Origin of the sequence: Rhizobium sp. H4 (assembly GCF_003013335.1) — a bacterium.
Taxonomy (GTDB): Bacteria; Pseudomonadota; Alphaproteobacteria; order Rhizobiales; family Rhizobiaceae; genus Rhizobium; species Rhizobium sophoriradicis.
In genome coordinates this window covers 122,951-134,646 of record NZ_PSOW01000002.1, presented here as the reverse complement: position 1 = coordinate 134,646, position 11,696 = coordinate 122,951, and the positions used below count along the sequence as shown (strand labels likewise).

The window sequence follows — 11,696 nt, the reverse complement described above, 5'->3', positions numbered from 1 at the left end:
AACACAGGAGAGGGAAATGAAAAACACTGCTCTGAAAAGCTTGCTGCTTGCCTCCAGCCTGCTGACGTCGGCCGGTCTCGTGCATGCCGCCGACGTCACGCTGACGCTCGAAAGCTGGCGTAACGACGACTTGCAGATCTGGCAGGAAAAGATCATTCCGGCCTTCGAAGCGAAGAACCCGGGCATCAAGGTCGTCTTCTCGCCGACCGCGCCGACCGAATATAACGCCTCGCTGAATGCCAAGCTCGATGCCGGTTCCGCAGGCGACATCATAACCTGCCGTCCGTTCACCTCGCTCGAGCTCTTCAACAAGAAGCAGCTTGTCGATATCACCAGTCTGCCTGGTATGGAGAACTTCTCTCCAGTCGCCAAGGCCGCCTGGACGACGGACGACGGCAAGTCGACCTTCTGCGTGCCGATGGCTTCTGTCATCCACGGCTTCATCTACAACAAGGATGCCTTCGACAAGCTCGGCATCTCCGTGCCGAAGACGCAGGACGAATTCTACGCAGCGCTCGACAAGATCAAGGCCGACGGCACCTACATTCCGCTCGCCATGGGCACGAAGGACCTCTGGGAAGCCGCGACCATGGGCTATCAGAACATTGGTCCGAACTACTGGAAGGGCGAAGACGGCCGCAAGGCGCTGATCGAAGGCAAGCAGAAGCTGACCGATCCGGAATGGGTCAAGCCATATGAAGAGCTTGCCAAGTGGAAGCCCTATCTCGGCGACGGCTTCGAAGCGCAGACTTATTCGGACAGCCAGAACCTCTTCACGCTCGGCCGCGCCGCGATCTATCCGGCCGGTTCCTGGGAAATCTCGCTGTTCAACAGTCAGGCGCAGTTCAAGATGGGCGCCTTCCCGCCCCCGGTTCCGAAGGCCGGTGACCAGGGTTACATCTCCGATCATCCCGACATCGGTGTTGGCTTGAACGCAAAGAGCACGCATCCCGAGGAAGCCAAGAAATTCCTCAGCTGGGTCGCTTCGCCCGAATTCGCCGATATCTATGCCAATGCATTGCCGGGCTTCTTCAGCCTGAACTCCACCCCGGTCAAGATGTCCGATCCACTCGCTCAGGAATTCGTCTCCTGGCGCGGCCCGTACAAGTCGACCATGCGCTCGACCTATCAGATCCTGTCGCGTGGCACGCCGAACCTTGAAAACGAGACCTGGGTCGAATCGGCCAACGTGATTAACGGCACCGATACCCCGCAGGTTGCTGCCGAAAAGCTCCAGAAGGGCCTCGACAGCTGGTACAAGCCGGCCAAGTGATGTGATCAGGGGCGGCGTTCTGCAGCCCCTCATCCGGCCTGCCGGCCACCTTCTCCCCGCTTGCGGGGAGAAGGAGACTCGCAGCGACCTCTCAGCCCGAAATAGCATCCCCAGCAGGGCGTTGCCTCTCTTCCCAGTTGGAAGAGAGTTCAGGTGAGGCGCAAGATTTTCCATCTGCGTCCGCACGATTGCGGCCAGTCGACAAGAACAGGCAAGAGCCATGAGCAAAACCGACAACGCGATCGATATCGTCCCGATCAAGCGCCCGGTGCGCTGGCATATTTTCGTCTTCATGCTGCCGGCGGTGATCGTTTATTCCGCCGTCATGGTGCTGCCGCTGATCGAAACCCTCAGGCTTTCGCTCTACAATACGGTCGACGGTCAGCCTGCCTTCGTCGGGCTCGCGAATTTCAAGGTGCTGTTCGGAGATCCGCGCTGGGCGCGTGATTTCTGGAATGCGCTCGTCAACAACCTAATCTTCTTCGCCATCCATATGTGCGTGCAGAACCCGATCGGCATTGCGCTTGCTGCCCTGCTTTCGGTGCCGAAGCTGCGCGGCGTCGCCTTCTACCGCACGGCGATATTCCTGCCGACACTGCTTTCCTTCGTCATCGTCGGCTTCATCTGGAAGCTGATCCTGTCGCCGATCTGGGGCGTGGCGCCCTGGATGCTCGATCTCGTCGGGCTGAAATTCCTGTTCGCGCCCTGGCTCGGCAAGCCCGGCTCGGCGCTGATCGCCGTGTCGCTGATCTCGAACTGGCAGTATATCGGCATTCCAATGATGCTGATCTATGCCGCGCTTCTGAGCATCCCCGAAGAGGTGATCGAGGCGGCCGAATGCGACGGCATCACCGGCTGGGCGCAGTTCTGGAAAATCAAACTGCCGCTGATCCTGCCGGCGATCGGCATCATCTCGATCCTCACCTTCGTCGGCAATTTCAATGCCTTCGATCTGATCTACACCGTGCAGGGGGCGCTCGCCGGGCCCGACATGTCGACCGATATTCTCGGCACGCTGCTCTACCGCACCTTCTTCGGTTTCCAGCTGCAGCTCGGCGACCGATCGATGGGCGCGACGATCGCGACCGTGATGTTCCTCATCATCCTCGCCGGCGTCTCGCTTTATCTCTTCGTCATCCAGCGGCGCATGCGTCGCTACCAGTTCTGAGGAGCGCGCATGTCCACGGCACGCACATCTCCCATCCGCACCGGCCTCGTGCATCTGGCGCTCGGCGCCTATACGCTGGTCGCGCTGTTTCCGGTGTTCCTGACGATCGTCAACTCGTTCAAGGATCGCGCCTCGATCTTCCGCGCGCCGCTGATGATCCCGACGCCGTCGACCTTCAGCCTCGTCGGCTACCAGACGGTGCTGGGGCAGGGCGATTTTGCCACCTATTTTCAGAACAGCTTCATCGTGACAATTATCTCGATCCTGCTGGTGCTGCTGTTCGGCGCCATGGCGGCCTTCGCGCTGTCGGAATACCGTTTCCGCGGCAATGCGCTGCTCGGGCTCTATATGGCGATTGGCATCATGATCCCGATCCGCCTCGGTACGGTGGCAATCCTGCAGGGCATGGTGGCGGCCGGCCTCGTCAATACGCTGACGGCGCTGATCCTCGTCTATACCGCGCAGGGCATACCGCTGGCGATCTTCATCCTGTCGGAATTCATGCGCACGGTTTCGGACGATCTGAAGAATGCCGGTCGCATCGACGGGCTTTCCGAATACGCGATCTTCTTCCGCCTGGTGCTGCCGCTGGTGCGCCCTGCCATGGCGACGGTCGCAGTCTTCACGATGATCCCGATCTGGAACGACCTCTGGTTCCCGCTGATTCTCGCACCCTCCGAGGCCACCAAGACGGTAACGCTCGGCTCGCAGATCTTCATCGGCCAGTTCGTCACCAACTGGAATGCGGTGCTGGCGGCGCTGTCCCTGGCGATCCTGCCGATCCTGATCCTCTACGTCATCTTCTCGCGGCAGCTGATCCGCGGCATCACCTCGGGAGCCGTCAAGTGACCGAAAAACCGATCCGTGTCGTCGTTGCCGGCCTCGGCAATATGGGCCGCAGCCATGCGCTCGCCTATCACAACAATCCAGCTTTTGAGATCGTCGGTCTCGTCAACCGCTCGACGCCGAAGCTGGAGCCGGAGCTGCAGGCCTATACGATCCATCCCGACCTCACGACGGCGCTCGCCGCGCTGAAGCCGGACCTCTGCTCCATCAATACCTATTCCGACAGCCATGCCGATTATGCCGTCGCCGCCTTCGAGGCCGGCTGTCACGTCTTCGTCGAGAAGCCGCTGGCGACCACCGTCGCCGACGCCGAGCGTGTCGTGGCTGCGGCGACCAAGGCAGGGCGCAAGCTGGTGATCGGCTACATCCTCCGCCATCATCCGTCCTGGATGAAGCTGATCGAGGAAGCCCGCAAGCTTGGCCCACCTTACGTTTTCCGCATGAACCTTAACCAGCAGTCCAGCGGCCCGACCTGGGCGACGCACAAGTCGCTGATGCAGACGACCTCGCCGATCGTCGATTGCGGCGTGCATTATGTCGATGTCATGTGCCAGATCACCGATGCCAGGGCGGTCGAGGTGCGCGGCATGGGGCTGCGCCTCTCCGATGAGATCGCCGCCGACATGTACAATTACGGTCAGCTGCAGGTGCTCTTCGAGGACGGTTCTGTCGGCTGGTACGAGGCCGGTTGGGGGCCGATGATTTCGGAGACGGCCTTCTTCGTGAAGGACGTGATGTCGCCGAAGGGGGCGGTGTCGATCGTCATGGATCCGAACGCCAAGTCCGACGATATCGACATGCACACCAAGACTTCGGTGATCCGTCTGCATACGGCCGAGACCGGTCCGGACGGCAAATTCATCCGCCCCGACCAGGACATGAGGATGACGGGCGAGCCCGATCATCAGGCGCTCTGCGACCTGGAACAGGCCTTCATGCTGAGGGCGATCCGCGAGGATCTGAACCTCGATCGCCATATGGCGGATGCGGTGGCGTCGCTGCGCATCTGCCTTGCCGCCGACGAGAGCGTGCGCACCGGTCAGCCGGTCAGATTGTAAGGGAAAACCAGTGGGATCGCTTCAACTCAAATCCATCCGCAAGACCTATGGCACGCATGAGGTGCTGAAGGGCATCGACCTCGAGGTCAAGGACGGCGAATTCGTCATCTTCGTTGGCCCGTCGGGCTGCGGGAAGTCGACACTTCTCCGCAGCATTGCGGGTCTGGAGGACGTCACCTCGGGCGCCGTCGTCATCAACGGCCGCGACGAGACGCTGACGCCGCCGGCCAAGCGCGGCATCGCCATGGTGTTCCAGTCCTATGCCCTCTATCCGCATCTGACGGTCAAGGACAATATGGGCCTCGGCCTCAAGCAGGCCGGTACGGCCAAGGGCGAGATCGACAAGCGCGTCAGCAAGGCCTCCGGCATGCTGTCGCTGGCGCCCTATCTGGCGCGCCGGCCGGCGGAACTCTCCGGCGGCCAGCGCCAGCGCGTTGCGATCGGCCGCGCCATCGTGCGCGAGCCGGAACTCTTCCTGTTCGACGAGCCGTTGTCGAACCTCGACGCCGCGTTGCGCGTCCAGACCCGCCTCGAAATCGCCCGGCTGCACCGCAGCCTGAAGGCGACGATGATCTACGTCACCCACGACCAGGTCGAGGCGATGACGCTGGCCGACAAGATCGTGGTGTTGAACGCCGGCACGATCGAGCAGATCGGTTCGCCGATGGAGCTTTACAACCGGCCGGCCAACGTCTTCGTCGCCGGATTTATCGGCTCGCCGCAGATGAATTTCATCGCGGGCGAGAAGGTCGGCGACCACAGCGCCAAGACGATCGGCGTGCGTCCTGAACACATGACGCTGTCACGCGAGCAGGGGACCTGGGCGGCGAAGGTCGTGCATGTCGAGCATCTCGGCGCCGACACGATCATCTATCTGGAATCCGACCAGTTCGGCCTGCTGACGGCGCGCCTCTTCGGCGAGCACCAGTACGAGCCCGACGAAATCGTCTATGCCACCCCGGACCAGGCGCGCGTGCATCGTTTCGATGCGGACGATCGGGCGATCCGCTGAGTTTCTTCTTCTCCCCAGTGGGGGTCCGAAGGACGGGTTGAGACGCGTGGCTCAACCCCGGTCGGGGGCCCGAAGGGTCAGATGAGGGGGCCGGACGGCACACCATTCATTGCCCTTCGCTCACGCTCCGTGCATTCGCGGCTTCGCCGCTCTCCCCCTCAACCGCCTGGGCACCTTCTCCCCGCCGGGGAGAAGAGACGTGTGGCAGCGCCGTGGTCTCCCTTTTCCACGGTCGGATCAAGTGAGTGGACGGTTGCCGTTTGCCGTGTCGTCTTGATAAAAAGGCGCCCCTTTTGCGGCGCCTCTTGCATGAACGGGATCGGTGAACTCAGTCGCGGATGACCAGCAGATCAGCCGCCATGAAGCGCAGCGTCACCGTTTCGCCGGCCTGCGGCGGGGTGACGCCGGGGCTGTTGAACATGTCGAAGGAGATGACGTTGCCGCCGACATTCATGCGGGTGCGGATGACCGAGCCGAGGAAGTGGGCCGAGACGACCTGGCCAGTCAGCGCCGTATCGCTTCTGGCGGTGTCGGAGAGCGAGCCCGCTTCCGGGCGCAGCGCCAGCGAGATGGTTTCGCCGGCCTTGTGGGCTGCGACCGACTGCTTCAGTGTGATCTTCTGATCGCCGATCTGGATGAGGTTAGCGTCGGGATCAACGACCTGGGCCTCGATAAGGTTCAGCGTGCCGACGAAAGAGGCGACGAAGCGCGTTGCCGGCTTGTTGTAGATCTCGAAGGGCGATCCGATCTGGTCGGCCTTGCCGGCGTTCATCACGACGATACGATCGGAGATCGACAGCGCCTCTTCCTGATCGTGGGTGACGAAAACCGTGGTGATGCCGAGCTGTTGCTGGATCTGGCGGATCTCCTCGCGCAGCGACACGCGGATCTTGGCGTCGAGGGCCGACAGCGGCTCGTCGAGCAGCAGCACCTGCGGCTTGACAGCTAGCGCGCGGGCAAGTGCGACGCGCTGCTGCTGGCCGCCTGACAGCTGGTAGGGATAGCGGTCGGCCAGGTGATCGAGCTTGATCAGGCCGAGCATTTCCTTGACGCGGGCGTCGATTTCCGGCTTCGGGGCGCCAGCGACCTTGAGGCCGAAGGCGACGTTGTCGCGTACGGACATGTTGGGGAATAGCGCATAGGCCTGGAAGACCATGCCGATATTGCGCTGGTTCGGCTTCAGCGCACTCTGGTCCTTGCCGTTGATAGTCAGCGTGCCGCCGGTCGGCGTTTCGAAGCCGGCGATCATGCGCAGCACGGTCGTCTTGCCGCAGCCCGACGGCCCGAGGAAGGAGATGAATTCGCCCTTCTCAATGTTCATGTTGAAATTCTGGACCACCTGGACCGGGCCGAAGGATTTCTGGAGGTTGTTCAGTGTGAGAAAAGACATGAGCCGGATACCTTAAGCCTTTGTCGGGCGGGCTTTGCCGAAACGGGAAACGAGATTGAGCAGGCCCATGCTGAGCCAGGTGATCGAGAAGGCGATGACGGCGAGCGCCGAAGGCTCATAGGCTTTGTTGGCGCCGACGAGCTGCAGGTAGGGGCCGAATGCCGGGCGGTTGAGCAGGGCGGCGAAGGTGAACTCGCCCATGACGATCGCCAGCGTGATGAAGGCGCCAGAGAGCACGCCGCTCATGACATTCGGGAAGATGCAGCGGAACATGATCGTCGTCCAGCGGGCGCCGAGGCTTTCGGCCGCCTCCGTCAGCGTGCGGACGTCGATGGCGCGCATGGCGGTATCGACGGCGCGGTACATGTAGGGCAGCGACAGCGTGATATAGGAGAAGACCAGCAGGGCGTTGGTGCCGGTCGTCGAACCCGTCAAGGGCAGGTAGGACGAAGAGTTGTACATTCTGAGGTAGCCGAAGACGATGACGATCGCCGGAATGACCAGCGGCAGCAGCGTGATGAATTCGACGACCGGGCGCATCTGCGGCAGGCGCAGTCGCACCCAATAGGCCGTCGGCACGACGAGCAGCATGCCGAAGATAATGGTCAGAAGCGCCATCAGCATGGAGTAGCCGAAAGTCTCGCGGAACTGAGCGTCCGAAAAGACCGACTGATAGGCATCTAAGCTGTATTCGCCGCGGCGCATGCGCAGCGAAAACTCGATCGTGCCGATCAGCGGAATGATGAAATAGGAAGCGCCGAGAATGATGGCGATCCAGGCGCCGAACCGTTGAGCTTTCATTTCTGCCACCGTTCGGCGCGCATGCGCAGCATGAGGTAAAGGACGTTGGAGACGCCTGTTATGACGATCATGCCGAGCGCGATAGCGTAACCAAGATTGGCATTGTGCAGAACATCGCCGCGGATCTGCGCGTAGAGCAGGATCGGCACGATGTTCAGCGAGCTGCCGGTCAGCGCAAAGGCGGTGGCGATGGCGCCGAAAGCATTGGCAAAGAGCAGCAACGTCGTGCCGAGCAGGCTCGGCCAGAGGATCGGGAGGGCAACCATCGTCCAATATTGGCGGTTGGTGGCGCCGAGAATCTCAGAGGCTTCGCGCCATTCCTTCTTCATGCCGTCGAGCGCGGGCGTCAGGATCAGCACCATCAACGGGATCTGGAAATACATATAAGTGAGGGTGAGGCCGAAGAAGGACAGCAGGTTGAAGCCGGTGCCGTAGAGGTTGAAGCCGAACCATTCTCTGAGGAACACCGTCACGAGGCCGGTGCGGCCGAGCGTTGCCAGGAAGGCGAAGGCGAGCGGCACGCCGGCGAAATTCGAGGCGACGCCGGAAAAGGTCAGCAGCGTCGAGCGCACCGAGGCGGGCAGGCCGCCGAGCACGACGGCCCAGGCGAGGAAGAAGCCGATCAGCGCGCCGCCGAGAGCGGACGCCACCGAGACCTTGATGCTGATCCAGTAGGCGCTCATGATCGATGGAGTAAAAAGATCGCCGATATTCTTCAGCGTGAAATCGCCCTCGGGCGTCAGGAATGCGCCCACCACGAGATAGAGCGTGGGGATGATCAGGAACAGCAGAGAAAAAATGATGAAGGGTGTAATGCCCAGCCAGTCGATCACGCGGTCTTTGTTGATCAAGGGGGCGCTGCTCACCATCGGCGTTGAAACGGTACTCATGAAAAGCTCATCCTGGGCATCGGAGTGAGAAAACCTCCCCGCCTTTAAGGGCGGGGAGGCCGGATCGGATTTTACTTAACGTTGGCGCCGACGACGCTATCCCAGTTCTTGGTGATGGTTTCCTTGCCGGCGGCCTGCTCTTCGAGCGTCGGGAAGACAGCCTTTTCATAGGCTGCTGCCGGCGGCAGCTTGTCGAGCAGTTCCTTCGGGATCTTGTTATTCTTGGCAAGATCGTTGAAGCGGATCGGGTGGCAATAGCCCTTCAGCCAACCGAGCTGACCTTCGTCGGAATAGAGATATTCCATCCAGAGCTTGGCAGCATTCGGGTGCGGAGCGAAGGCGGAGATTGCCTGGACGTAAACGCCGGCGACGACGCCCGTCTTCGGAACGACGACTTCGAACGGAGGATTGCCCTTCAGGCTTTCACCCCAGGACATCGCATTGTAGTCCCAGGCGATGATGATCGGCGTGGAGCCCTGTGCGAAGGGCGCAGCCTTGCCGACGACAGGTACGAAATTGCCGTTCTTGTTGAGCTCGGCGAAGAACTTCAGACCCTCTTCGCCCGCCTTGGCCGCGTCACCGCCGGATGCGGAGAGGCCAGCTGCATAAACGCCCTGAACAGCCTGGTTGGCGCTGCGCGGATCGCCTGCGAGCGCGACGCTGTTTGCATAATCGCTCTTCTTCAGATCTGGCCAGTCGGCCGGCGATTCCTTGACGAGGTCCTTGTTTACAAGGAACGCGAGAACGCCGTAATAGTCGCCGTACCAGTAGCCTTCGGCATCCTTGGCACTATCCGGGATCGAATCCCAGGTAGAAACCTTGTAAGGCTGGATCAGGCCGTCTTTCTTGGCGGACGGGCCGAAGGAGAGGCCGACGTCGATGACATCGGGGGCCTGCGGGCCGGTGTTGCCCTTATTGGCCTTGATAGCTTCGATTTCGTCGCCCGAGCTTGCGTCCGGATTCAACTCGTTGACTTCGATACCGTACTTGGCCTTGAAGCCGGCGATAACGTCGCCATAGCCGCACCAGCTGTGCGGAAGAGCGATCGTGGTCAGCGTGCCTTCCTTCTTGGCAGCGGCGATAAGTTCTGCGCTCGGTTCAGCTGCGGCAATCGCGGTCGAAGCCACGATGATCGCAGTAGAAAGCGACAGCAGTCGAGAAATGTTAGAGATCACTGTTGTTCTCCTTCGGGTTTTCAGTGTCTGGCGATGCTGTTAATGAGCTTACATGAAGCTTGTGTGACGGCTGCATGACGGTGGTTTTGCATGAATAGCAGGCGCTTGTGACAGATGTTTCATTTGCGACAGCGCGGTCTGTTTCCGCAAAATCCGCCATTGTTTTTCCTCCCTTGGTCGTGTCCTCCTAACCCGGTTTGCGGAAGAGTTTGCTCTGCTCGAACAAGCCCTCCAGTGTCTTCATGCGTTCCTTCGTCTCATCCCAGGTGGAGTTCTGAACGGCCTCGATCAGCGCCTCGACGATGAAAAGAGTGACGACGGAGGAATCCCAGGCCGAGGGCGCTTCGATCCGGACGCGGAAGGCGTGGCGGGCAAGTTTGGCGGCGGGTGAACCCCATTGATCGGTGAAGACGACGATTTCGGCGCCACGTTTTCGGGCGGCGGTGGCGAGGCTCACCATCTCCTGCTCGTAGCGGCGGATGTCGAAGATGATCAGAATGTCGCCGGCGTTCATGTTGAGGACATATTGCGGCCAACTGCTGGAATTCGCTGACAGCAGCGTCGTCGCCGGCCGGATGACCTGCATATGGGTGAAGAAATATTCGGCAAGCGCACCGGTGATGCGGCCGCCGACGAAATAGAGGCCGCGCTTGCGGTCGGAAAGCAGCGAAGCGACGCTGTCGAAGGTCGCAGTGTCGAGATCGGTCAGCGTCTGTCGCAGATTGCCCATGATGGCATCGGCGAAACGGTTGAGAATATGGGTGCCCGGCGCGTTCTGCGCCCAGCGATCGTGCTTAGCGATCGGGTTCGATATTGTCGCCTCGACCTCCAGATGCAGATGCGCCTGAAAGTCCGGATAGCCCTTGAAACCGAGCTTCTGCACCATGCGCACGACGGTCGGCGTCGAGACCCCGGCATTCTCGGCGATCGTGGTGATGCTGCCGAGGCCGGAAACCGGATAATTGTCGAGAAGGCTTTCGGCCAATTGCTTTTCAGCACGCGTCAACAGCCCGAAATGCGAGTGTATGACGTCCGAAACCGTCTTCGACGCAACTGTCACTTGATTGCTCCCCGGGATGGTCTGGCGCCATTTTCCCAATCGAAGTTAACAACGCTGTCACAATCCATGTCAACTACTGTCATGAAAAGAAATTTTCAGGGAATGCTTGACACTCGTCGGAACCTGAAGAATTCTTTTCTATAAGGAATTTGTTAAGGAGTGGTGCCTTTGGTGCTGGCCCGGCCGAAAATCCTCAGTGAAGCCGACGGCGATTGCGTCGGGATCGAACGCGCCGGCGGCCGGAGCCCGGTGCTGCTCGTCTGTGAGCATGCTTCGAACACGCTTCCCGTCCATTTCGGCGATCTTGGCCTGCCAGGCGAAGCACTCGCGAGCCATATTGCCTGGGATCCAGGGGCGCTTTCAGTCGCCCGCGGCATATCGCAGGGGCTCGATGCGACGCTCGTCTACCAGCGTTTCTCCCGGCTCATCTACGATTGCAACCGGCCGCCGAACTCGCCTGGGGCCATGCCTGAGAGAAGCGAGATCTATGCCATTCCCGGCAACAAGGATCTGACTGCCGAAGAACGGCTTGCGCGCACCGACGCGCTCTACGTGCCCTTTCACGACGCCGTTCGCGGGCTGATCCGCGATCGGCGGGCGAGGGGGCAGGACAGCGTCATCGTGACGATCCACAGCTTCACACCGGTCTATCACGGTCGCGATCGCGCGGTCGAGCTCGGCATATTGCACGATGAGGACAGCCGCCTTGCTGACCTGATGCTGAAGACTGCGGCCGAGGCGCCGCTTTACAGGACGGAACGCAACCAGCCTTACGGACCCGAGGATGGCGTGACCCACACGCTGATCCTGCACGGGCTTTCGAACGGCTTGCGCAATGTAATGATCGAGGTCCGCAACGACCTCATCGCAGACGATGTCGGCCAAGGGGTCATGGCCGACTATCTAAAAGGGCTGCTCCAGCAAAGCCTGGATGCCTGATAAAAAAGAAGACCCGAGGGAGCAGTCTAACTGCGAACGTCCGCACGGCGCAAATGCCGCGGGCAATTGGCACTGAACCGGGCC

Annotated in this window: 11 protein-coding genes; 6 read left to right on the top strand and 5 right to left on the bottom strand. The window is 60.8% G+C overall.

Annotation, left to right across the window (positions count from 1 at the left end; all coding sequences use genetic code 11):
- The first annotated feature begins 16 nt into the window (after positions 1-16).
- The 5 genes from C4N04_RS03355 to C4N04_RS03335 all read left to right on the top strand — a co-directional run bounded on the left by C4N04_RS03355 (position 17) and on the right by C4N04_RS03335 (position 5,357).
- Positions 17-1,273, top strand: a complete 1,257-nt coding sequence (locus C4N04_RS03355; RefSeq protein WP_096770407.1) for an ABC transporter substrate-binding protein — start codon at positions 17-19, stop codon at positions 1,271-1,273.
- A 220-nt stretch (positions 1,274-1,493) separates the two neighbouring features.
- Positions 1,494-2,441 carry a sugar ABC transporter permease gene (locus C4N04_RS03350; RefSeq protein WP_096770408.1) on the top strand — a complete coding sequence of 316 codons (948 nt, stop codon included), beginning with the start codon at positions 1,494-1,496 and terminating at the stop codon, positions 2,439-2,441.
- A 9-nt stretch (positions 2,442-2,450) separates the two neighbouring features.
- The gene (locus C4N04_RS03345) at positions 2,451-3,290 is read left to right on the top strand and encodes a carbohydrate ABC transporter permease (protein ID WP_096770409.1); all 840 of its coding nucleotides are present in this window, start codon (positions 2,451-2,453) and stop codon (positions 3,288-3,290) included.
- Positions 3,287-4,345 (top strand): Gfo/Idh/MocA family oxidoreductase, encoded by a 1,059-nt coding sequence (locus C4N04_RS03340; protein WP_106795421.1) that lies wholly within the window; start codon positions 3,287-3,289, stop codon positions 4,343-4,345. The genes C4N04_RS03345 and C4N04_RS03340 overlap by 4 nt, the downstream gene beginning before the upstream one ends.
- A 10-nt stretch (positions 4,346-4,355) precedes the next feature.
- Complete coding sequence (locus C4N04_RS03335) at positions 4,356-5,357, top strand: ABC transporter ATP-binding protein (RefSeq protein WP_077991932.1); 1,002 nt, start codon at positions 4,356-4,358, stop codon at positions 5,355-5,357.
- A 328-nt stretch (positions 5,358-5,685) separates the two neighbouring features.
- Here the strand turns inward: C4N04_RS03335 and C4N04_RS03325 are convergent, their stop codons facing one another.
- From C4N04_RS03325 to C4N04_RS03305, 5 genes are all read right to left on the bottom strand, one after another.
- A complete protein-coding gene (locus C4N04_RS03325; RefSeq protein ID WP_077993079.1) occupies positions 5,686-6,747 on the bottom strand; it encodes an ABC transporter ATP-binding protein in 1,062 nt (353 codons plus the stop codon).
- Between the two features lie 12 nt (positions 6,748-6,759).
- Positions 6,760-7,548: an ABC transporter permease gene (locus C4N04_RS03320; protein WP_106795420.1), complete on the bottom strand. Its 789-nt coding sequence runs from the start codon at positions 7,546-7,548 to the stop codon at positions 6,760-6,762.
- Complete coding sequence (locus tag C4N04_RS03315; RefSeq protein ID WP_038690195.1) at positions 7,545-8,438, bottom strand: ABC transporter permease subunit; 894 nt, start codon at positions 8,436-8,438, stop codon at positions 7,545-7,547. The genes C4N04_RS03320 and C4N04_RS03315 overlap by 4 nt, the downstream gene beginning before the upstream one ends.
- A 71-nt stretch (positions 8,439-8,509) precedes the next feature.
- Positions 8,510-9,613 (bottom strand): ABC transporter substrate-binding protein, encoded by a 1,104-nt coding sequence (locus tag C4N04_RS03310; RefSeq protein ID WP_009995026.1) that lies wholly within the window; start codon positions 9,611-9,613, stop codon positions 8,510-8,512.
- Between the two features lie 187 nt (positions 9,614-9,800).
- Positions 9,801-10,673, bottom strand: a complete 873-nt coding sequence (locus C4N04_RS03305; RefSeq protein WP_077993073.1) for a MurR/RpiR family transcriptional regulator — start codon at positions 10,671-10,673, stop codon at positions 9,801-9,803.
- Between the two features lie 168 nt (positions 10,674-10,841).
- Between C4N04_RS03305 and C4N04_RS03300 the strand changes: the two genes are divergently transcribed.
- On the top strand, positions 10,842-11,612 hold the full coding sequence (locus C4N04_RS03300; protein ID WP_077993070.1) for an N-formylglutamate amidohydrolase: 771 nt from the start codon (positions 10,842-10,844) through the stop codon (positions 11,610-11,612).
- Positions 11,613-11,696: the final 84 nt, after the last annotated feature.

What these genes read in the sequence shown, in the direction of transcription:
- C4N04_RS03355 (WP_096770407.1), top strand. Translation starts at nt 17, where the DNA reads ATGAAAAACACTGCTCTGAAAAGCTTGCTGCTTGCCTCCAGCCTGCTG.
- C4N04_RS03350 (WP_096770408.1), top strand. Translation starts at nt 1,494, where the DNA reads ATGAGCAAAACCGACAACGCGATCGATATCGTCCCGATCAAGCGCCCG.
- C4N04_RS03345 (WP_096770409.1), top strand. Translation starts at nt 2,451, where the DNA reads ATGTCCACGGCACGCACATCTCCCATCCGCACCGGCCTCGTGCATCTG.
- C4N04_RS03325 (WP_077993079.1), bottom strand. Translation starts at nt 6,747, where the DNA reads ATGTCTTTTCTCACACTGAACAACCTCCAGAAATCCTTCGGCCCGGTC.
- C4N04_RS03320 (WP_106795420.1), bottom strand. Translation starts at nt 7,548, where the DNA reads ATGAAAGCTCAACGGTTCGGCGCCTGGATCGCCATCATTCTCGGCGCT.
- C4N04_RS03315 (WP_038690195.1), bottom strand. Translation starts at nt 8,438, where the DNA reads ATGAGTACCGTTTCAACGCCGATGGTGAGCAGCGCCCCCTTGATCAAC.